The sequence below is a fragment of the Klebsiella grimontii genome (assembly GCF_042137965.1).
In the GTDB taxonomy this organism is placed as follows: Bacteria; Pseudomonadota; Gammaproteobacteria; order Enterobacterales; family Enterobacteriaceae; genus Klebsiella; species Klebsiella grimontii.
In genome coordinates, this window is record NZ_CP169721.1 from 123,116 (window position 1) to 144,038 (window position 20,923).

Here is a 20,923-nt window from a genome sequence, read left to right on the forward strand (position 1 = left end):
TCAGGATAGGAATAAGCGCGCATTATCCGTATAATGCGCAGCCACATTCGTTTCAAGCCGGAGAACACCATGCGTCCAGCAGGCCGTAGCGCTAATCAAGTGCGCCCAGTAACCCTGACCCGTAACTACACAAAACACGCAGAAGGCTCCGTGCTGGTCGAATTTGGTGACACGAAAGTATTGTGCACCGCTTCTATTGATGAAGGCGTGCCGCGCTTTCTGAAAGGCCAGGGCCAGGGGTGGATCACCGCGGAATACGGCATGCTGCCGCGTTCTACCCACACTCGCAACGCGCGTGAAGCCGCAAAAGGTAAGCAGGGCGGGCGCACCATGGAAATCCAGCGCCTGATCGCGCGCGCGCTGCGCGCTGCAGTTGACCTGAAAGCGCTGGGTGAATTCACTATCACGCTGGACTGCGACGTACTGCAGGCCGACGGCGGCACTCGCACCGCATCGATCACCGGAGCCTGCGTGGCGCTGGCCGATGCGCTCAATAAGCTGGTTGCGGCCGGTAAGCTGAAAACCAACCCGATGAAAGGGATGGTGGCGGCGGTCTCCGTAGGCATCGTGAATGGCGAAGCGATTTGCGATCTGGAATACGTTGAGGATTCCGCGGCGGAAACCGATATGAACGTGGTGATGACCGAAGATGGTCGCATCATCGAGGTGCAGGGAACGGCGGAAGGCGAGCCGTTCACTCATGAAGAACTCCTCACCCTGCTGGCACTGGCCCGGGGGGGTATCGAATCCATTGTCACGACGCAGAAAGCGGCGTTGCAAAACTAGTTTTTAAGGCGACTGAGAAGTCGCCTTTTTTTTGTCCGTAGAAAAGTAAGATGAGGAGCGAATCCATGAAACCGTATCAGCGCCAGTTTATTGAGTTTGCGCTTAACAAGCAGGTACTTAAGTTTGGCGAGTTTACGCTGAAATCCGGGCGCAAGAGCCCCTATTTCTTCAACGCCGGCCTGTTTAATACCGGGCGCGATCTGGCTCTGTTAGGCCGTTTTTACGCCGAAGCGCTGGTGGATTCCGGGATTGATTTTGACCTGCTGTTCGGCCCGGCCTACAAAGGTATTCCGATTGCCACGACCACGGCGGTCGCGCTGGCGGAACACCATGACCGCGATCTGCCTTACTGCTTTAACCGTAAAGAGGCGAAAACCCACGGCGAGGGCGGAAATCTGGTGGGAAGCGCTCTGCAGGGCCGCGTGATGCTGGTGGATGATGTTATCACCGCAGGCACCGCGATTCGGGAATCGATGGAAATTATCCAGGCCAACGGCGCGGAGCTGGCCGGCGTGCTGATTTCTCTTGACCGTCAGGAGCGCGGGCGCGGCGAAATCTCCGCGATTCAGGAAGTTGAGCGCGACTACGGCTGTAAAGTGATTTCCATCGTGACGCTGAAAGACCTGATTAGCTATCTGGAAGAGAAGCCGGAAATGGCTGAACACCTGGCGTCAGTTCGCGCCTATCGCGAAGCGTACGGCGTATAAACCGCGGCCCGGCAGGCGCCGGGCTGATTTAAGCCGCTACGCTAAGAGCTGCAGGATATCAACGCGGATAAAGTTCCTGTGGGAAGAGATGCAGCCTTTCTGGCTGCATAGAGACAGGCGATAATTACTTCAGCTGGGCGGCGACCAGCGGCCAGCGGGCGTCAAAATCGTCCGTCGGGCGATATTTAAACTCGCTGCGCACAAAGCGCGACAGCATCCCTTCGCAGAAGGCCAATAGCTGGCTGGCCAGCAGGGCCTCATCGACGGTAAAGCCTTCGCCTTCGCGCATTTTCTTTTCCCGCATCACCTGACGCAGCTGAACTTCAATACGCTCGAACAGCTGATTGATACGGCCCTGAAGCCGGTCCTGTTCAAACATCAGCGCATGGCCGGTCAGAATTCGTGTCAGCCCAGGATTACGCTCGCCAAACCCAAGAATCAACAGAACAATCAGCCGCAGGCGCGCTGAGGTGTCTTTTTCATCTTTTAAAATCAAATTGATGCGCGTAATCAGGCTGTCTTCAATAAATTCAATCAGGCTATCAAACATGCGGGTCTTGCTCGGGAAATGCCGATACAGAGCCGCTTCGGATACGCCAACGGACGCCGCCAGTTTCGCTGTGGTAATGCGCTGACTCCCATCGCTGGATTCAAGCATTAGCGCCAGAGATTGAAGTATTTCTTCGCGACGATTCCTTTTCGCAGTTTGTTTTTCTGCCATGTTTTAAAATACCCCTGAAAAAGCACTTGTCAGGCAGGCACCCACAAAGCGACCGCAAGCTGTGGCCTGCGGTGATGTTATTGCATTAGTGCGCTTTGCGATGCTGGTTCCACTTCATCCTTCAGGCTGCCCTTTTGTCGGCGACGCCCCGAAAGATTTTTTCTATCGCCGGGCTTATTGACGCCCTGAGTGACCGAAGCCGCCTTCGCCGCGATCGGTGGCGTCAAAATCTTCCACCAGGTTAAATTCCGCCTGCACAACAGGCACAAACACCATTTGCGCGATACGCTCGCCGGGTTCGATGATGAAGCTCTGCTGGCTGCGGTTCCAGACGGAAACCATCAACTGGCCCTGATAGTCAGAATCAATCAAACCGACCAGATTACCCAGTACGACACCGTGCTTATGGCCCAGCCCGGAGCGCGGGAGAATGACCGCGGCCAGAGAAGGATCGGCAATATGAATCGCCAGGCCGGTCGGCACGAGAGTGGTTGCGCCGGGAGCCAGCTCTACGGCGTCATCGAGACAGGCTCGCAGGTCAAGTCCGGCGGAGCCGGAGGTGGCATAGGTCGGCAGCGGAAATTGCTGACCAACGCGCGGGTCCAGAATCTTAACGTCGATTTTTTTCATCATAACGGGTAACGATCTCGTCGAGTAATAATTGGCCCAGGAGTTCCTTGCGCTCAAGTGGTAAGCGCTTATCTCCCTCCTGCCAGAAAAGGTGTAATGCATTGCTGTCGCTGTTAAATCCTTGATTTGGCTGTGAAACATCATTGGCGCAAATCAGATCAAGATTTTTGCGGGCTCGCTTTTGCCGTGCGTATTCTTCCACATTATTTGTTTCGGCGGCAAACCCAACGACGTAAGGGCGGTTGGCCTTAAGCGCAGCGACCCCTGCGACGATATCCGGATTTTTAACCATTTTCAGGGTTAATTCATCACCTTGTTTTTTAATTTTTTCTTCGGCGATGGCGACCGCACGGTAGTCGGCGACTGCCGCACAGCCAATAAAAATCTGCTGTTGAGACGCGCTATTTTGCACCGCGGCTTCCATTTCCAGTGCTGTGGTGACATCAATTCTGTGTACAAACGGCGGCGTAGGCAGCGAAACAGGGCCGCTCACCAGCGTAACGTTCGCACCGCGACGCGCGGCGGCGGCGGCAATCGCGAAGCCCATCTTACCAGAACTGTGGTTGGTGATATAACGCACCGGATCCAGCGGCTCGCGGGTGGGGCCCGCGGTAATCATGATGTTCAGATGTTGCAAATCTTTGACAGGAGAGAAATGCTGCGCGGCCATATCCACAATGGTCAGCGGGTCGAGCATCCGCCCTGGGCCAATATCGCCGCAGGCCTGGCTGCCGCTGTCCGGGCCCCATACCAGCAGGCCGCGGGCGGCGATGACGGCAAGATTATGCTGGGTGGCGGCGGCGCGATACATCTGCTGGTTCATGGCGGGCACGACGGCGACCGGCGACGGCGTAGCGAGACAGATCGTCGAGACGAGATCGTTGGCCATGCCTGCCGCGATGCGGGCGATTAAGTCGGCGGTGGCGGGGGCAAGAATGACCAGATCAGCCCATTTCCCCAGCTCAATATGGCCCATCGCCGCTTCGGCGGCCGGGTCGAGCAGGCTGTCGGATACCGGATAACCGGACACCGCCTGTAAGCTTAACGGCGTAATGAAGGCTTTTGCGGCTTCCGTCATGGCGACGCGGACATCCGCGCCGCGGTCACGCAGGCGGCGCACCAGTTCCGGCGTTTTATAGGCGGCAATGCCGCCGCTCACGCCAAGAACGATCTTTTTACCAGCCAGACTCATCATGATTTTTTCCTGTTGCGGTACACCAGAATTCGCGCATCTTATCACAATCCTCACGGCATCGTGTGCCTGGTAGAGATTCACTTTGCGAGGCGCCACGCAGGGATAAAACTTGCGTATCGGCGGCGCAAAAAGGCTGTGCCAGGATAGCGCGGAGTAGGAAGGAGAGGCCGCGATGGAAATACAAGAATCCCTGATGCCGAGGGAAAAGATGCAGCGCTACGGTATCGAAGTTTTGTCGGATATTGAACTGTTGGCGCTATTTTTACGTACCGGTACCCGCACGCAGGATGTGATGACGTTTTCGCGCGAGTTGCTGCAGCGTTTTGGCTCGCTGTACGGCCTGTTATCGGCGGAGGAGTCGCAGTTTGCCGAGGTGGAAGGCATTGGCCTGGCGAAATATGCGCAGCTAAAAGGGATCGCTGAACTGGCGCGACGCTATTTTAGTCTGCGAATGACCGAAGAACCCTCGCTGGTTACCCCATCGATGACGCGAGAATTTCTGCAAAGCCAGCTGGCCGACGAAGAGCGCGAGATCTTCATGGTGATCTTTTTAGATAATCAGAATCGGGTATTGAAACATAGCCGACTTTTTTCTGGTACTCTTAGCCACGTTGAGGTGCATCCGCGAGAAATCGTACGCGAAGCCATCAAAGTGAACGCCGCAGCGGTGATCCTGGCACATAATCATCCATCCGGTAGTCCTGAGCCGAGCAAGGCCGACAGGTTGATTACCGAAAGAGTGATAAAATGTTGTCGATTCATGGATATACGTGTGCTGGATCACCTTGTTATTGGCCGCGGAGCGTACGTATCTTTCGCTGAACGCGGCTGGATTTAGCCCCGATCGCGCGATCCATCGGGATCTTTGTCTGTTCGGGACTTGAGCACATCGCCGAGTCAGCGTATACTACGCCACCTTTGAGAATCTCGGGTTTGGCATTTGGGCCTGGCAATCGAGAGTTCGCTTAGAACTGCGATGACCGGGCTGTAAAGCCTGACGAGGCGCCAATACCCCATACGAAGCTCGAGCTAATTTGATTTTTGGAGAATAGACATGTCCCGAGTCTGCCAAGTTACTGGCAAGCGTCCGGTGACCGGTAACAACCGTTCCCACGCACTGAACGCGACTAAACGCCGTTTCCTGCCGAACCTGCACTCTCACCGTTTCTGGGTCGAGAGCGAGAAGCGTTTTGTCACCCTGCGCGTATCTGCTAAAGGTATGCGTGTTATTGATAAGAAAGGCATCGATACAGTTCTGTCCGAACTGCGTGCCCGTGGCGAAAAGTACTAAGTACTTAGAGGAAATAAATCATGGCTAAAGGTATTCGTGAGAAAATCAAGCTGGTTTCTTCTGCTGGTACTGGTCACTTCTATACCACCACGAAGAACAAGCGTACTAAGCCGGAAAAACTGGAACTGAAAAAGTTCGATCCAGTTGTCCGTCAGCACGTTTTATACAAAGAAGCTAAAATCAAATAATTTTAGACTCCTTGTACAGAAAAACCCCGCCCCGGCGGGGTTTTTTGTTTTCGCTTTACACTCATCCTGCCTCCGAAATATATCCCGCTCTTCTTTTTTATTGATAATCATTAACCATATGAATGAATTGGTTTTTCTTGTCTTACCAGCATGGGGTGTTTATCCTGCCGGTACAGAAAACCACCGACAGGGATTGTTATGACGTCTTTAATTCCGGATGTTTCATTTATCGATAATAGTGAACAGCGTACGCCTTTGATTTTAGTCCTTGACTGCTCAGGCAGCATGGACGGCCAGCCAATCGCCCAGCTAAATCAGGGGCTCAAGCTGCTGGAAGAAGAACTCAAGCATGATGTGATAGCCGCCAAACGCGTTCGCCTGCTGGTGATTAAATATGGCGGTTACGACGAGTGTCAGCTGTACGGCGACTGGTGCGATGCGATGGATTTCACCGCACCTGTTCTTGAAGCCAACGGCTTAACGCCTACCGGGCAGGCCGTCAGCATGGCGTTAAGTGAAATTGAAGCTGAAAAGCAGCGCCTGAAAGCAGCTGGCGTACCCTATACCCGGCCATGGCTGTTTTTGATGTCGGACGGCGCGCCAACGGATAACTGGCAGACGGCGGCCCAGGAGTGCCGCGAGGCGCAGGCGGCGAATAAGGTTGCCGTATTCCCGATAAGCGTGGGTAGCGAGGCTTCCGAATCGATGGGTCACTTCAGTCGTAGCGGTATAAACGGCGTGAAGCAGCTAAAAGGTTTGCAGTTCCGCGAGCTGTTCCTCTGGCTGAGCGCCAGCATGCAGGTAGTTTCGCAGTCTACCCCTGGCGGTAAAGCACAGCTGCCGCCGACGGATAGCTGGTCAGAAATTTCGGTCTGACGCGATGAACTGGCGCGTTTACGCTTCGTCGGCCATTGGCAGCAGCCACCGACAAAATAACCTTCCTTGTCAGGATGCCTTTTGCTACCGCAATTTGGGCGATCGTCTGGTCGCCGCCGTATGCGACGGCGCAGGCTCAGCCGCTTATAGCGAACAGGGTGCGGTTTTAGTCGCCCGAGAGCTGGCCGAACGGCTGGCGAAATTCACCGCCGCGCCTGATGAACAGCAGCTGGCGACGCTGATAGCGAGCGTGCGTGAGGTCGTTCTGCTGGCGGCGCAGGAGCGAGGGCTTTCCGCAGGCGATTTTGCCTGTACCGTTGTGGCCGCATGGCTCGGGGAAACCGCCTCAGTGGTGCTGCATATCGGTGATGGCGTCGCGGAGTTGAGCATCGACGCTGAGCAGCACTTCTCGTTACCTGAAAACGGTGAATACGCCAACCAGACCTGGTTTCTCACCAGCCACGACTGGCGCGAACATTTACGCATCCGTCAGTTTGCTGGCAGAGCCACGCAACTGGTGATGATGTCCGACGGCGTGCAGCCGTTTGCGCTAAACCAGCGCGGCGATGCGCTATTCTCCCCCTTTATGGACCCTGTTTTGCGTTATTTGCCGCAGGTCTCTGAGGTTGAAGGGAGTGAGGCGATACGCGCCACGCTTGACGACCCGCGCACCTGGGCGATAACCGGCGATGATAAGACGCTTCTGGTAGCTCTGCGTAATGAAGCATAAAAAAGCCCCTGGGTGTTATAACGAGCAACGTCGCGCGGTACGCCTGGGAAAACTGATTAAGAGCGGCGGCGCTGGCAGCGTCTATTTTCTGGCGGATGACCCTTCCCGCGTCGCGAAAATCTATCATCCCAATATCGATACCGGCTATTACCAGCGCAAGCTTAGCGCCATGCTTGCGCAGCGCCCGGAAATCCCCGCGCCTGCTGACGGTGAAGCGATCGTCCAACTGGCGTGGCCTGACTATTTGCTCTTCGACGAGCGCAAGCGGGTTATTGGCTTTGTTATGCCGGTGCTCGATACCCGGCGCACTATTGAGCTGGAGTATATTTTGCAGTCGCGGCAGGCGAAGGCGCAGAATCTGCCGGAGGGGATTGGCGCCAAAGTGAGCCTGGCCTGCAACCTCGCCACCCTGGTCTCGGCGTTACACGCGCGCCAGCACCGGGTTATCGACATGAAGCCGGTCAACCTGCGTTTTTATCGCGACAGCCTGTACATCGCGCTGCTTGACTGCGATGGCTTTAGCATCCAGGGCGAGGGCGAGCGTTTCCCGGCCGGGCAGTTCACGCCGGATTACCTGGCGCCTGAGTTCCAGCGCATTGGCCAGGTGCCGGGCGAACAGGAAGAGGCTCAGGACCGCTTCTCGCTGGCGGTGATTATTTTCCAGCTGCTCAACCACGGCATTCATCCCTATAGCGGCCGCGCGCAGGCGGCAAAAGTGCCTGATGATTTACCCGGTCGCATCGCCGCCGGTTGCTACGCCTACGGCATCAATGCCGCAAAGAATATCTCTCCGGTACCGGCCAGTACCCATCACCTGCTGCCCGCTGGGCTACGCAAGCAATTCGATCGCGCCTTTAGCGATTCGCCTGCCCAACGTCCTTCCGCCGATGAATGGGCGAAGATCCTGCGTCCTTATGCGCTACGCAGTACGCAAAAAATTGTTCTCTGTAGTAAGAAACACCAGCATTTCGCAGGGATGCCGTGCCTGGTCTGCGCACGTGAAAAACAGGTTGTTGAGGGGATAAAGCAGGCGAAGCAGCATAAGCGGACACAAACCGTTAGTCCAAAGCCTGCGCCCGCAAAGCGGCAGCCTCGCGTGGCGCCAGCCGCTGCGGTACCTCGTCAGTCAACTGGGCCGGGGCCGTTAACGCTGCTGTGGCGCAATATGCGCAGCAAAGTTCCTGCATTTGTTTGGCATGGCGCGCTGGCTGTGATTAGCACGCTGGTGATGGCCATATTAGCGCGTAATTTTACCCAACTGAGCGGTCCCTGGCATGCCTGGTACGATAATGCGGCGTTAATCCTGATTTTTGTCTGGATAGCCATGATGGGGCTGCTGGCGATTCTTCGGAGTAAGCCATAAATGATTACGCCGAAGTTAAAACACCTGCTGGTCATCTTGTCTTTGATTGCGCTTTTTGTCGCGCCGAATATGGTGCTCTTTCTCTGGTCTGCACCCTTTATGTTGGTGGATAAGCTTTCGCTTTTACCGGCGGCGCTGAATGCTCCCCAGCGTTTATTGCTCTACGGCCTGTGGCTAGGGGGAACTCTCTACTTTTCCGCCCTGATGTGGGTGGCGATTACCCGGCGCAATAAAGGCTATCTGATTGCTGCCGTGGCGCAGATTGTTTTTGTTATCGGTATCACCTTATTCAATGTCCCAATTGGCGAGCAAAACCAGCGGCGTTGGCAGAGTATGAATCAGCTGGCATCGCCCGCCTGGGCGGATTTTCTCTATGACCGTCATGCCCGTTTTATTCAGATAATCCTGCGTGGGGAACCGTTTAATCAGCACAAGATTGTCGAGCAATTTATCGCGCAGAAAAAGCCATTAGCGGAGCTGCCGCTTGGCTGGAGTGAAAAAGATGCCGCCGCCGCGGATGCGCTCTGGCAGCAGGCACTGGGCTATCGCGAACAAGAAGCGAAAGCATTACCCAAAATAACGGATTATCTCAGCTGGATGCCGGACCGTGGCGATCTGACGCTGGCCGCGGCTATCCTGACGCTGACAACGGATGCGGACAAATCGCGGGCGGAAAGAGCCTTTCGGCAGGCAATCGCCATTGCGCCGGAAAACTCTGACGCCTGGCTGGGTTGGGCGTTAGCGCTGATCCAGTCCCGCGATAATGAGCGGGTGCGAAATTCGCAGTTTCAGGCGCTTACGCAAAGCATTACGAGCGGATTATTGATGGCGGAGGGCCTGAAGGATAGCCCGCGCCAGCCTGCGCTACAGCAGCGGTTAGCGGCGTATATCGCGCAAATGCCGTCTGACGACCGGCAAATCCTTCATATTCTGCAGGCCAGAATGCAGACGCGCTCCTGCGATTTGCCATTGGACCGGTATGCAACGGAAAAAGGCGAAGGTAGCAAGGTGCTGCCTTTATCGAAATCGATCGTGTTTAAAGAAGGCACCGTGCGTGGCATCAGCACAGTTAACGAGCACTTTCCGGGGCACGTCAGCATTGAGCCAGAAAGATATGGGATCGGCAAAGAGACGGTGCCGCCGATGCTCTACCCGGCGATAAATAAATATATCAAGTCGGCGACGACGGTACTCTCGCTGGATACAGACGCCAGCGGCGAGCTGTTAAACGTGGTGGTTGAGTGCAGCAGCGGCGTTCCCGAGTTTGATAAAGCGGCGCTCCACTACGCGCCGCAGTGGCGTTTTCACTCTAATCGGCAGGGAAAGCGCCTGCTGATGCCGGTGACCTTTATCAGCGATCGCCTGTCTCCGAATGAACACTATCGGGAAATGGAATCACGGGCGATGCGTATCTCACGGCTGGCGGCCCGGCATAATAAACCTGGAATGGAAGCCGCCGCGCAAGAGATGGCCGCTCAATTCACCCGGATGAAAGCGCTTTTTCCGCAGAAGAAACTGAGCGCGGAAGAGGCGCGCAATTTACAGCTTATCTACTTCAAAAAACGAGAAAAAACGACCAAAGGCAGAATAGAAGGTTTTACCGAAATGACCGAGGCGATGGAAGCGCTGGTCGAAACGCATCCCTACTATGCGCCGTTATTGAAGGATTTGGCGCTGAGAAAGAGCTATGTTTCCTTTGACGAGAAACGGGCGACGTGGGCGCAACTGCTGGCGCTGGCTCCGGAGGATCCGCAGGTGTGGATGGGGTGGGGCAGCCTGTGGGCCGAGCGCGATCCTGAACTGTACATCGGCGCAATGATCTACTCCCTGTTGCTACAGCCACTCGCCGAGGATACCGAGCAGAAAATAGCGAATATCAAAACTAAGCTACTGATGCGGGTTGGCATGGGCGAGCGTAATGCGATTCTTTCGGCAAAAGTGTACGCGGATTATGCTGATATCCTCGGGGAAAGAGCGAAAGGTGAAGAGACCGCAAAAGCCGGGGAAATCTTGCCGGCGAGCAAAAAGCTGGACCGCCATGAAACGCTCGTTCCCTTTGACCCGCCGGTGAGTATGACGGTTGATATCGACAAGAATGCGGTGTTGAACGCGTCTTTCTTCGGCGTTGAGTGGAAGGCGCCGCAAATGCAGGGCGATAAACGGACTGAGCTTACCGTTGATATTGATAAAAACGGCGCGCCGACGCTGGTGCTGGTGAGCAAAAGCAGCGAAGTGGAACAGTACGATGCGCGGGCGGTCGATATGCTCTGGCGCTGGAAGTTCAAACCGCAGCCCGATGGCAGGCAGATAACCATCGGCGTGAATTTTCAGCACTAGTCGCGTCGCGGCCTCCTGAACGAGGTAAAATAGCGGCGCCTGCTGTTTTAATATGAGAAAAATATGCCTGAATTACCTGAAGTAGAAACCAGCCGCCGCGGGATTGAACCGCACCTGGTTGGCGCCACCATCCTGCACGCCGTGGTGCGTAATGGACGCCTGCGCTGGCCGGTTTCCGAAGAGATCTATCGCCTGAGCGACGTTCCGGTGCTCAGCGTGCGCCGCCGTGCCAAATACCTGCTGCTGGAGCTGCCTGACGGCTGGATTATCGTCCACCTCGGCATGTCCGGCAGCCTGCGTATCCTCAGCGAAGAGCTGCCCGCAGAGAAGCACGATCATGTAGACCTGGTGATGAGTAACGGCAAGGTCCTGCGCTATACCGATCCGCGCCGCTTTGGCGCCTGGCTGTGGACCAAAGAGCTGGAGGGCCATCCGGCGCTGGCGCATCTGGGGCCGGAGCCGCTGAGCGATGAGTTCAACGCTGATTATCTCCAGCAGAAGTGCGCGAAGAAGAAAACCGCGATTAAGCCCTGGCTGATGGATAACAAGCTGGTGGTTGGGGTGGGCAATATCTACGCCAGCGAATCGCTGTTTTCGGCGGGGATCCATCCCGATCGTCTGGCGTCCTCGCTGTCGCGCGAAGAGTGCGAGCAGCTGGTGAAAGTGATTAAGCTGGTCCTGCTGCGCTCCATCGAACAGGGCGGGACGACGCTGAAGGATTTCCTGCAAAGCGACGGTAAACCGGGCTATTTCGCCCAGGAATTACAGGTTTATGGCCGCAAGGGCGAGCCGTGCCGCATTTGCGGGACGCCGGTTATCGGCAGCAAGCATGCACAGCGGGCGACGTTTTATTGCCGCCAGTGCCAGAAGTAAGGTGCGATGGTTGCGTTGATCCCGTCTCGCGCTGCGCTTGGTCCGGTAGCCCGGACAGATGCGCAGCATCGCCTCCGGGAAGAGCCCCGAAGGCGCAGGATTACAGCTTCTTCAGCAGCGCCTGGTGAACGTTAGCGGGCAGGAAGTGAGAGACGTCGCCCTGGTGGCGCGCCACTTCTTTTACTAGCGAAGAGGAGATAAACGACCACTCTTTGCACGGCATCAGAAACACGCTCTCCAGCGTCGGCATCAGATGACGGTTCATATGCGCCAGCTGCATCTCATATTCAAAATCCGCCACCGCCCGCAGGCCGCGAATCAAAATATTGGCCTGCTGCGCGCGGGCGAAATTAGCCATTAAATCGCTGAAGCCGATAACCTCAACGTTAACCAGATGCGCCGTTGCCTGGGTGGCCAGCGCGATGCGCTCGTCGAGGGTGAACATCGGCTTTTTGCTCGGGCTGGCGGCGATAGCCAGCAGCACTTTATCGAACATGCTGGCCGCGCGGGTGACGATATCAATATGGCCGTTGGTGATAGGGTCGAAGGTTCCCGGATAGATCGCTTTTGTGCTCATAATGATACTTTCTCCGAGTAGCCGCGGCTCAGGGCCCACAGCTCGGTGTATTTATTAAACGTGTATTGCGCGTTGACTACCGCCAGCAGCCAACCTTGCTTTCCATCCAGCACGCCGCCGCGCAGCAGCAGCGTTTTAACAAAGGCGCCCAGCGTATGGCCGAAGATAGCGGCCAGCGAGGTCTTCTTCCCTCTTTGATGGCGCTCCTGCGCCCAGGCGGCGGCGTAAGCCAGCTGCTTTTGCTGAAAGCCGGAAAAATCGCGGCAGGTCAGATGCAGCAGATCGCCCGCGAGTTCGATAACCTGCGCGCCCTGGCCGTCGAGAGATTCGTGAACCAGATTATCGTTATAGCGGTAACGGTCGCGTTCGTACAGGCGCATCACGCGGTCGGGGTACCAGCCGCTGTGGCGCATAAAGCGGCCAAGAAAATAGTTGCGGCGGGCGATGCTGTATATCGCCCCGGCTTTCGGCGCGGCCAGCACGCTGCGGATGGACTGCGCAAGCTCCGGGGTAACGCGCTCGTCGGTATCGATCATCAGCACATAGTCGCCGGTGGCGTAGTCCTGTGCGCGCTGACGCTGAATGCCGTAGCCCTGCCAGTCGCGGTTGATATGTACCTGAACGCCCAGGCTGCGGGCGAGTTCAACGGTGTTATCGCTGCTGCCGGAATCCAGCAGTACTATCTCATCGGCCCAGCTTACCGAGGCCAGACAATCAGGCAGCAGATCCGCCGCATTTTTGGCGATCATCACGACCGAGAGGCGAGGCGACATCAGTGGCTCCGCTGCGGCAGGTAGGGTTGTAGTAACTGTAGCAGACGGGAGAGGGCGCCCTGGTTTTGGTGCAGGACTTCCACCGCGTGACGGCCGTACCACAGACGGTAATCTTCATCGGTCAGCAGGTTGGAAACCTGCGTCACCAGCGAATCGGCGTCGGTCACGGTAATCAGACCGTCGTCCTGCTGCAGCTTGGCGCAAATATCTTTGAAGTTGAAGGTGTGCGGGCCCATCAATACCGGAATCGCGTGAGCGGCGGGCTCCAGCGGGTTATGACCGCCGCGTTCCACCAGGCTGCCGCCGACAAACGCGAGGTCGGCAATACCGTACAGCAGCATCAGCTCGCCCATGGTATCGCCAATCACCACCTGGGTACTGTTCGACGGGATTTCGCCGGTACTGCGCAGGGTGTAGCTCATTCCCGCTTTCTGCACCATCTCGCGGGCGTCGCCGAAGCGCTCCGGGTGGCGAGGGACGAGGATCAGCAGCAGGTTGGGGAAACGCTCGAGCAGCTTTTTATGCGCCTGAAGAATAATTTGTTCTTCGCCGTCGTGGGTGCTGGTGGCAATCCACACCTGGCGGTGCGGCGCCCACTGGCGGCGTAGGGTGATGGCGCGAGCCGCCAGCTCGGGGGTGACCGAAATATCAAACTTCAGGCTGCCGGTGACCGCCAGCTGATTGCGTTTCAGGCCAAGGGCGATAAAGCGGTTAGCGTCTTCTTCGTTCTGCGCGGCGATAAGCGTAATGCGGCTCAGCAGCCGACGCATAAATTTACCCAGTTTGGCATAGCCTTTCGCCGAACGTTCGGACAGACGAGCGTTAGCGATCACCAGTGGGATTTTACGCTTGTGCAGCGTGGCGACCATGTTCGGCCAAAGCTCGGTTTCCATCACGATAACCAGCTTTGGCTGAACGGTATTGAAGAAGCGATTCATCGCGCCGGGCAGATCGTAAGGCAGATAGACGTGATGCACGTCTTTGCCAAAAGCGGACATGGCGCGCTCAGACCCGGTTGGCGTCATGGTGGTGACGGTGATCGGCAGATAGGGGTAACGGTGGCGTAGCGCGCGCACCAGCGGGATAGCCGCCAGGGTTTCGCCAACGGAAACGGAATGCAGCAGGATGCCACCCGGTTCTACCTTGTTCTGGCAGAAGCCATAACGTTCCTTCCAGCGTTTACGATAGGCAGGGGCCTTACGGCTGCGTAACAGCAGTCGCAGCCACACCAGCGGCTGAATGAGGTAAAGTAGGGCGGTATAAAGCAATTCCAAGCGATTTATCCGTATTTATGTTTTTGCGGGCAAATTCTAAGCATTTAACCCGCGTAAAGCTATCTCTTTGGCGGAAACTAAGGGATTCAGTATTAAGCCGCGTCGCGATAGCGCTTGATGCGCAGATAGCGGCGTCCAAGACGCCAGCGTAGACGGAACGTACGGGCGTTTTTCCAGATCAGGCGCCAGATGCCGCGGTCGAAAAACTCTTTAATGATAATATGCTTTTTTGACTCATCTTTCATGCTATCGAAGGTATGAATAATTCCCAGCCCCTCTTTGGCGATCTGCCAGCGGCAGGCGGAAATATCGCGAACCTTATCCGGGTAGCGCTGGTTGATGGCGTCCAGCATCTCCAGAATCTTCATGTAGTGGCGCGCTGAACGCATCAGCGTGTCGTCGTTGTCCGGTTTATGCGACACCGATTCCGAGTGAATATAGTAATCGTAGAACTGCTCGCTGGTGTACTGCACGCGTTCTGCCGCCAGCAGCACTTCGGTGGTCCAGGGGATATCCTGATGACGCAGGCCAGGCTCAAAATGGAAGCGGTGGCTCGCGATAAATTCCCGGCGATAGATATTCAGCCAGGTGACGTGCAGGAACTTACGCGAATCCAGCGCCTGCTTTAACCAGACGTGGCCGGGCAAAACGCCGGTCGACTGCAGCCGGTCCAGCGGGAAAATGGGATGGATATCTTTTTTCGTCTCGTAGACGTAGCGGCCGTTGCAGGTGGCGACGTCAAGATTGCCCTTTTCCGCCATTTCCAGAAGCGTACGGTACATGCCCGGGTAAAGCTTATCGTCGATATCCGGGAAGGTCAGGTACTTACCGGTCGCCGCGGCGAGGCCGGTATTGCGCGCCACCGACACGCCCTGGTTTTCCTGCTCCAGCACGATCACGTTTTGCAGGCGCTCTTTCCACTGGTCGATAACCGCAAGGCTGCCGTCCGTCGACCCGTCGTTCACCAGGATCAGTTCATAGCTTTCCAGCTGCTGTTGCTCAAGGCACTCAAAGAATTGCGCAAGGAATTTTTCGCCGTTATAGACGGCGGCTACGATGCTTAGTAAAGGCGTTTGACTCATAACTCATTGATCCTGGTTAAATAACGGCGTCAGGCGCTGCGCAGCTGACGATACTGCTGACAAATCGATGCCACGCTGAACTTCTCCAGCGCCGCTGCGTCGATGGCCGGCGGGCTATGGTAAATGCTTTGCATCGTCTGAGCCAGCGCCGGGCTGTTGAGATCCGCCAGGCCGCGCGACAGCTCGCCGGTGAGGATCTCGGTCACGCCGCCCGGGCAGCGGGTGCTGGCGACCGGCGTATCCAGCAGCAGCGCCTCCACCACCACGTTGCCAAAGCCTTCGCTATCGGAGCTCAGGACCAGCATCCGCGCGCCTTTAATCCACGGCAGCGGGTTTTTCTGGAAGCCTTTAAACAGGACGCGATCGGCAACCTGTAGCTGCTGCGCCAGCTGGCGCAGGCGCTGTTCTTGTTCCGGTTTGCCCTGCCCCAGCAGCACCAGTGGCGCGTCGATGCCGCTTTGCGCATAGGCCTCAATCAGGCGGTCGTGACGTTTGCCGGGGTGAAAGCGGCCGACGTGGATAATATAGTCGCCGTCGGGGCGCTGGCTGGGTTCTTCAGCCGCGGCGCGCAGGGCGGCGATATCAAACGGGTTATAAATCGTTTTCAGCTGGGCGGGGCGAATGGCGAACTGCTCAACCAGGTCTTGACCGACCGCATCGGAGACGGTGACGACGTTGCGTCCCTGATAAACGCGCCCGATCTTCTGCTTTTTCATCCAGCGGTCAAAACCGCTGCGGTGTCCGAGATAGGAAGTCGAGAACACGCCGTGCAGGCAGAACCAGACGTTGCGCCCGTTCAGCAGGCGGCTGCGGGAGACGATGCGGTCGGTTTTATGCAGATTCGATAGCACCAGTTCGAAACGGCCCTGCTGTTCTGCTTTCTCGATTGCCGTATCAAGCTGGCGCGCGCGCCGGGATAGCTCGGTGAGTTTGCGCCAGGGTTTGCGGCAGCGGTCGGCGATGACCTGATAATCCAGCCCCGCCGGTAGCGGATACTCGCAGACGTCGCGCAGGGAAAAAAGCGACACCTGTTCACCCTGGCTGAGAAAATGCTCCGCCAGCGTCAGTACCACTTTTTCCGCGCCGCCGCCGGGCAGGCCGTCGATAACAAACAGTATGCGCATCGTTATTTCACCAAATCCTGATAGAGGGAGAGCAGCTGCGCCGAGAGCCGTTCGCTGGTGCTGGTCATGATCCGCTCGCGGGCGCGCTGGCCTTCTGCAGAACCCAAAGCCCGAGCGGGCAGGGCGTTAACCGACTCCTGCAGGGCCGGGATATCCAGCGCATCGCAAACGTAGCCGTTGCTGCCCTGAACGATAAACTCCGCGCCGCCGCAGCCGGTAGTCGTAATCACCGGCAGGCCGCAGGCCATCGCTTCGAGAATGACGTTGGGGAACGGATCGTACAGCGTCGGCAGCAGCAGGCCATCGGCCATCTGGTAGAACGGCAGGGTTTCCGACTGCATACCGAAAAAGCGCACCCGTTCCTCGCAGTTCAGCGTTTTCGCCAACTGCTGGTAACGAGCCTGCTCTTTATCTTTGCCCACCACCAGCAGGTAGCGATTGGTCGGGGCGATGGCGCGGATCGCCGCATCCAGCCCTTTGCGCTCAAAGCCGGAGCCGACGTAAATCAGGCAGGTCGCCTGGATCGGCAGATTCCATTTGGCGCGCAGCGCGACGAAGGCTTCTTCCGTCGGCGGCAGAAAACGCTGGTTATCGATGGCGTTATAGATGACGTGGATTTTTTCCGCCGGCAGGCCGAAGTCTTCAATAATCTCGCGTTTAATCATCTCCGCGTTGCAGATAACGCCGCGCAGGTGCGAGTCCTGGTACATTTCGCGCTCGGCCTGCATCACATAGCGATGGTAGCGGTCGGCAAACAGCAGGCGGCTTTTCCAGCCGGGCAAAATGCGCGAGCGCTGCTGCAGCCAGCGGCGGTGTACGCCATCTCCGGCACGGTACAGGTCGCAGCCGGGGATGCGCTCATGGCTTTGCACCAGGTCAAATGATTCGCGCTGCCAAAGCTGGCGGGCGGCGTCGGCAAACCCACGCTCGCGGCTGATCCGCCCCCACTTGCGCGGATTGCAGATGTGGATGTTCCACTCGGGCTTCACCGGCCCCTGCCACTCGCGAGTGATGACGTTCAGTTCAAGATCGCTGTCGTCGAGGGCTTCCAGCGCGCGGGAGACAAAGCGTTCCGCGCCGCCGTCCGGGCGATACTTCTGGCGTACCAGAGCCAGCCTGAATTTACTCATGCCAGTACCTTTTTCGCCGCCGCGATAACCGCGTCGGTGGGAATTAAATCGAGATAACGTTCGTCCGTGCCGGTATCGATATCATCAGGGTCGGGAATAGCGCCGAAATCGCCTGCCCAGATAACCTCGCCCTGCGCCTGCCAGGGACGCCAGAAGGTGAGCTTGGAGGGGCCGAAAAGCGCGACCAGCGGCGTACCCAGCGCGGCAGCCATGTGCATTGGCACCGAGTCGACGCCGATAAATAGACGGGCATGATCGATGACGGAGGCCAGCTGGCGCAGGGTGAGCAGCCCGGCGAGGGAGTGCAGGCGAGCATCGGGGCAGCCCGCCATAATGGTGTCGATCATCTGCTTCTCTCTGGCGTCAGGGCCGGAGGTCAGCACGACCGGGTAGCCTGCGTCAGAAAGCGCGTTAATCAGGGCGCTCATCCGCGCTTCGCGCCAGCACTTAAAGAACCAGCGGGAGGTCGGCTGAATGACGATATAGTTATCCTGAAATTCTTCCGGCAGCAGCGCGCGGCTGGCGCGCCAGTCCTGATCGCTGTAGCCCATCTTCGCCGGCGCGTCATCAATAGCCAGCCCAAGCGGCGCCAGAATCGACAGGTTCTGCTGCACGGTATGCTGCTGGTTATGCTGCTCGGTTGAGGCGAGGGCGGTATGGCAAAAACGCCAGGCCGGATGACGACGTTTCGGGAAGTCAAAACCGATGCGGGTGGCCGCGCCGGTCAGTTTGGTGATGATCGCGCTGGGCCACTGATCGGCAAGATTGAGCACCATATCGTAGCGCTGCTGGCGGAGCGTGCGAATCAGACGCCACTCCATCTTTAGCTGATGGCCGGCGCCCTGTTTTTTCCAGCGCCGGTCAATGCCGTAAATGTGGGTGATATCGGTATTCGCTGCGAGCATATCCCGGGTTTCTTCATAAAGCAGCACATCCACGCTGGCGGCGGGATATTGCTGTTTTAGCGCGTGAATAAGCGGGGTTATCAATAGCATATCGCCATGATGGCGCAGCTTGATGACCAGGATTCGCGCCGGGTTCACGCGGCCGGAAGTGCGGGTTTCAGGCGTCATTCTCTGTTCTTCATTCAGGGTCAGGGTTCCGATTCTAGGGGATCAGATAGATTGAGAGAAGCGTTGTCTTGCTCTACCATGACCCGATACGTATGGCCTGAGGACGTTTTCGTGCACAAACCCGCATTTCTCATCACGATTGACACAGAGGGCGATAACCTCTGGCAAAAACATGACAGCATCACCACCGAGAATGCGCGTTATTTACCGCGTTTTCAGCAGCTTTGCGAAAAGTACGGTTTCAAACCGGTCTGGTTGACCAACTATGAAATGGCCATCGACCCGGTTTATATCGAATTCGCCAAGGATGCGATCGCCCGGGGAACCGCGGAAATCGGCATGCATCTGCACGCCTGGAACAGCCCGCCGACCGATCCGCTCACCGATGACGACTGGCGGCATAAACCGTACTTGATTGAGTACAGCGATGCGGCGATGCGGGCGAAAGTCGACTATATGACCCGTCTGCTGGAGGAGACCTTCCAGACCAAAATGGTCAGCCATCGCGCAGGACGCTGGGCCTTTGACGAGCGCTACGCGCGTCTGCTGATGGAGTATGGCTATCTGGTGGATTGTTCGGTTACGCCGCGGGTGAACTGGAAAACGGCGAAAGGCGCGCCGCAGGGCGACGGCGGCACCGATTACCGTCATTTCCCGCAGCACGCCTATTTCCTCGACGAGAACGATATCCGCCGTGAAGGGCAATCATCGCTGCTGGAAGTGCCGATGAGCATTCAGTACAAGCATCCCGCGTGGATGAATAGCCTGAAGCAGGGTTACGATCGCCTGCGCGGTAAAGTGCGCTCGCCGTCCGTTCACTGGCTGCGTCCGATGGGCGGCAACGTCGAGACGATGAAAAAAGTGGTGGAACAAACGTTGACTCAGGGCAATGACTACGTCGAATATATGCTCCACTCTTCTGAGTACATGCCCGGCGGCAGTCCAACGTTTAAAAACGAGCAGGATATCGAGCGTTTATATGCCGATCTGGAGTCTTTTTTCAGCTGGCTGGCGCCGCAGGTGAAGGGAATGACGTTGGCGGAGTATTACCAACAGAAACGCACACAGCGATAAAAGATCACAACCAGGTACCGTATGCGTATCGTGAAGCAGTTTACGCGGAAGAAAAATGCCTTCTTCCGCGAAATTAAGTTTAATTTAATTAACTATCGTTACAGAAATAAAAGCGCGCGCCAGCCCTTTAATCCCGCGAAGATTCAGCATGTTTTATTATTGCGCCTGGATGACAAAGTTGGGGATATGGTCGTGACAACCGGCTGCGCAAAGCTTTTAGCCGACCGGGGCTATAAGGTTTCTGTGCTGACCGGGCCGGTTTGTAAGCAGATGCTTGCCGGCGCGGATTTTCTTGAGCAGGTCTATTTATATCAGCCGCGGATGCCGTTAAATGCGTTGCGCGCGGCAGGATTTGACGCGGTCGTTGATTTTGACGATGTTAAAACCTACGAGCGTTTTAAACTGCTGGCTGATTTGCAGCCCGGCTGCGTTATCGGTTTTAATAAACAAGAATATAAACTTTACGATCACTCCATCCCTTTTCTGGATAGCAGCAGCCATATTTCCGCCCGCTATAAAGCCGTCGCCAGGCTATTTGGCATAGAACACCCTCATTACCACTATCATCTGCCCGGCGATGCTTTTGAGCGGGAAAGAGTTAAAACACTGCTGGCTCAGCAACAGGGTAGCGAGCTCTGCATTGCCATCAACCCGTTTACCGCCTCAACGGATAAAGACTTTTGCCGTCATCAGGTTTCTGCCCTGATTGAGCGCTTATATACGCTCCCTTATAAAATCAGCGTCGTGATGGTCGGGCATAGCGAGAAAATTCGTCAGCTTAATCTGGAAACGGCGCTGCATCTGCCTGATAGCAATATTAATTCAGCGGTTGAGATTGTTCGCCACTGCGATCTGGTGATTACGGCGGATACCGCCATCGTGCATATTGCTCGCGCGTTCGACAAGCCCATGGTGGCGGTTTACAACAAACGTAAACTCAAAGACACCGGATTGCCGGGCTATACCATCTGGGCTCCGGGTTATGACAAGGCCAGACAAATTGTCTGCGAAGAGACTAACGTCGCCGACATGACCATTGACGCGGTCTGGCCGGTGATCAAAGCCCAGGCGGATGCCCTGATCGCCGCTCGCCAGCAGGCATAAAAAAGGGCCCGCTGC

The 20,923-nt window shown here is 56.6% G+C and carries 22 protein-coding genes; 12 read left to right on the forward strand and 10 right to left on the reverse strand.

The genetic code is table 11. From position 1 onward, the window contains the following. Positions 1 to 69: 69 nt before the first annotated feature. A complete protein-coding gene (rph, locus tag ACE3MN_RS00595) occupies positions 70 to 786 on the forward strand; it encodes a ribonuclease PH (protein WP_004106921.1) in 717 nt (238 codons plus the stop codon). A 65-nt stretch (positions 787 to 851) separates the two neighbouring features. Beyond that, positions 852 to 1,493 carry an orotate phosphoribosyltransferase gene (gene pyrE, locus ACE3MN_RS00600; protein WP_004126666.1) on the forward strand — a complete coding sequence of 214 codons (642 nt, stop codon included), beginning with the start codon at positions 852 to 854 and terminating at the stop codon, positions 1,491 to 1,493. 124 nt (positions 1,494 to 1,617) lie between these two features. Here the strand turns inward: pyrE and slmA are convergent, their stop codons facing one another. The 3 genes from slmA to coaBC all read right to left on the reverse strand — a co-directional run bounded on the left by slmA (position 1,618) and on the right by coaBC (position 4,036). After that, a complete protein-coding gene (gene slmA, locus ACE3MN_RS00605) occupies positions 1,618 to 2,214 on the reverse strand; it encodes a nucleoid occlusion factor SlmA (RefSeq protein WP_004137709.1) in 597 nt (198 codons plus the stop codon). A 174-nt stretch (positions 2,215 to 2,388) separates the two neighbouring features. Beyond that, positions 2,389 to 2,847, reverse strand: coding sequence for a dUTP diphosphatase (gene dut / locus ACE3MN_RS00610; protein WP_004126662.1), 459 nt, complete (start codon positions 2,845 to 2,847; stop codon positions 2,389 to 2,391). Then, positions 2,825 to 4,036 carry a bifunctional phosphopantothenoylcysteine decarboxylase/phosphopantothenate--cysteine ligase CoaBC gene (gene coaBC / locus ACE3MN_RS00615; RefSeq protein WP_049131056.1) on the reverse strand — a complete coding sequence of 404 codons (1,212 nt, stop codon included), beginning with the start codon at positions 4,034 to 4,036 and terminating at the stop codon, positions 2,825 to 2,827. Before coaBC ends, dut begins: the two co-directional genes overlap by 23 nt. A gap of 175 nt (positions 4,037 to 4,211) precedes the next feature. On the opposite strand from coaBC, the gene radC reads away from it, so the two are divergent. The 8 genes from radC (at position 4,212) to mutM (ending at position 11,697) form a co-directional block, all read left to right on the forward strand. Beyond that, on the forward strand, positions 4,212 to 4,877 hold the full coding sequence (radC, locus tag ACE3MN_RS00620) for a RadC family protein (RefSeq protein ID WP_004126657.1): 666 nt from the start codon (positions 4,212 to 4,214) through the stop codon (positions 4,875 to 4,877). 216 nt (positions 4,878 to 5,093) lie between these two features. Further along, positions 5,094 to 5,330, forward strand: coding sequence for a 50S ribosomal protein L28 (gene rpmB, locus ACE3MN_RS00625; protein ID WP_002436699.1), 237 nt, complete (start codon positions 5,094 to 5,096; stop codon positions 5,328 to 5,330). A 20-nt stretch (positions 5,331 to 5,350) separates the two neighbouring features. Beyond that, on the forward strand, positions 5,351 to 5,518 hold the full coding sequence (gene rpmG, locus ACE3MN_RS00630; protein ID WP_003024094.1) for a 50S ribosomal protein L33: 168 nt from the start codon (positions 5,351 to 5,353) through the stop codon (positions 5,516 to 5,518). A 198-nt stretch (positions 5,519 to 5,716) separates the two neighbouring features. Then, positions 5,717 to 6,394: a vWA domain-containing protein gene (locus tag ACE3MN_RS00635; protein WP_004137713.1), complete on the forward strand. Its 678-nt coding sequence runs from the start codon at positions 5,717 to 5,719 to the stop codon at positions 6,392 to 6,394. Between the two features lie 4 nt (positions 6,395 to 6,398). Further along, complete coding sequence (locus tag ACE3MN_RS00640; protein WP_049131053.1) at positions 6,399 to 7,124, forward strand: PP2C family serine/threonine-protein phosphatase; 726 nt, start codon at positions 6,399 to 6,401, stop codon at positions 7,122 to 7,124. Beyond that, positions 7,114 to 8,487, forward strand: coding sequence for a DNA-binding protein (locus ACE3MN_RS00645; RefSeq protein ID WP_224232912.1), 1,374 nt, complete (start codon positions 7,114 to 7,116; stop codon positions 8,485 to 8,487). The genes ACE3MN_RS00640 and ACE3MN_RS00645 overlap by 11 nt, the downstream gene beginning before the upstream one ends. Then, positions 8,488 to 10,824 carry a TonB family protein gene (locus ACE3MN_RS00650; RefSeq protein ID WP_154915407.1) on the forward strand — a complete coding sequence of 779 codons (2,337 nt, stop codon included), beginning with the start codon at positions 8,488 to 8,490 and terminating at the stop codon, positions 10,822 to 10,824. A gap of 63 nt (positions 10,825 to 10,887) precedes the next feature. Further along, the gene (mutM, locus tag ACE3MN_RS00655) at positions 10,888 to 11,697 is read left to right on the forward strand and encodes a bifunctional DNA-formamidopyrimidine glycosylase/DNA-(apurinic or apyrimidinic site) lyase (protein ID WP_004137720.1); all 810 of its coding nucleotides are present in this window, start codon (positions 10,888 to 10,890) and stop codon (positions 11,695 to 11,697) included. A gap of 100 nt (positions 11,698 to 11,797) precedes the next feature. Here the strand turns inward: mutM and coaD are convergent, their stop codons facing one another. The 7 genes from coaD to rfaQ form a co-directional block, all read right to left on the reverse strand. Beyond that, positions 11,798 to 12,274: a pantetheine-phosphate adenylyltransferase gene (coaD, locus tag ACE3MN_RS00660; protein ID WP_004106901.1), complete on the reverse strand. Its 477-nt coding sequence runs from the start codon at positions 12,272 to 12,274 to the stop codon at positions 11,798 to 11,800. After that, positions 12,271 to 13,047 (reverse strand): glycosyltransferase family 2 protein, encoded by a 777-nt coding sequence (locus ACE3MN_RS00665; protein WP_004137723.1) that lies wholly within the window; start codon positions 13,045 to 13,047, stop codon positions 12,271 to 12,273. The genes coaD and ACE3MN_RS00665 overlap by 4 nt, the downstream gene beginning before the upstream one ends. Continuing rightward, the gene (waaA, locus tag ACE3MN_RS00670; protein WP_024359715.1) at positions 13,047 to 14,321 is read right to left on the reverse strand and encodes a lipid IV(A) 3-deoxy-D-manno-octulosonic acid transferase; all 1,275 of its coding nucleotides are present in this window, start codon (positions 14,319 to 14,321) and stop codon (positions 13,047 to 13,049) included. The genes ACE3MN_RS00665 and waaA overlap by 1 nt, the downstream gene beginning before the upstream one ends. A 92-nt stretch (positions 14,322 to 14,413) precedes the next feature. Continuing rightward, a complete protein-coding gene (locus ACE3MN_RS00675; protein ID WP_004137725.1) occupies positions 14,414 to 15,403 on the reverse strand; it encodes a glycosyltransferase in 990 nt (329 codons plus the stop codon). A 29-nt stretch (positions 15,404 to 15,432) separates the two neighbouring features. Then, positions 15,433 to 16,527 (reverse strand): glycosyltransferase, encoded by a 1,095-nt coding sequence (locus ACE3MN_RS00680; RefSeq protein WP_024359716.1) that lies wholly within the window; start codon positions 16,525 to 16,527, stop codon positions 15,433 to 15,435. 2 nt (positions 16,528 to 16,529) lie between these two features. Next, entirely contained in the window at positions 16,530 to 17,657 is a 1,128-nt protein-coding gene (locus ACE3MN_RS00685; RefSeq protein ID WP_049130766.1) for a glycosyltransferase family 4 protein, read from the reverse strand. Beyond that, positions 17,654 to 18,730: a putative lipopolysaccharide heptosyltransferase III gene (rfaQ, locus tag ACE3MN_RS00690; protein WP_004137731.1), complete on the reverse strand. Its 1,077-nt coding sequence runs from the start codon at positions 18,728 to 18,730 to the stop codon at positions 17,654 to 17,656. The genes ACE3MN_RS00685 and rfaQ overlap by 4 nt, the downstream gene beginning before the upstream one ends. Positions 18,731 to 18,841: 111 nt before the next feature. Here rfaQ and ACE3MN_RS00695 point away from each other — a divergent pair, with 111 nt between their 5' ends. Together ACE3MN_RS00695 and ACE3MN_RS00700 are read left to right on the forward strand one after the other, a co-directional pair. Further along, on the forward strand, positions 18,842 to 19,804 hold the full coding sequence (locus ACE3MN_RS00695; RefSeq protein ID WP_004137733.1) for a polysaccharide deacetylase family protein: 963 nt from the start codon (positions 18,842 to 18,844) through the stop codon (positions 19,802 to 19,804). Between the two features lie 21 nt (positions 19,805 to 19,825). Beyond that, positions 19,826 to 20,908 (forward strand): glycosyltransferase family 9 protein, encoded by a 1,083-nt coding sequence (locus tag ACE3MN_RS00700; RefSeq protein WP_004137734.1) that lies wholly within the window; start codon positions 19,826 to 19,828, stop codon positions 20,906 to 20,908. Positions 20,909 to 20,923: the final 15 nt, after the last annotated feature.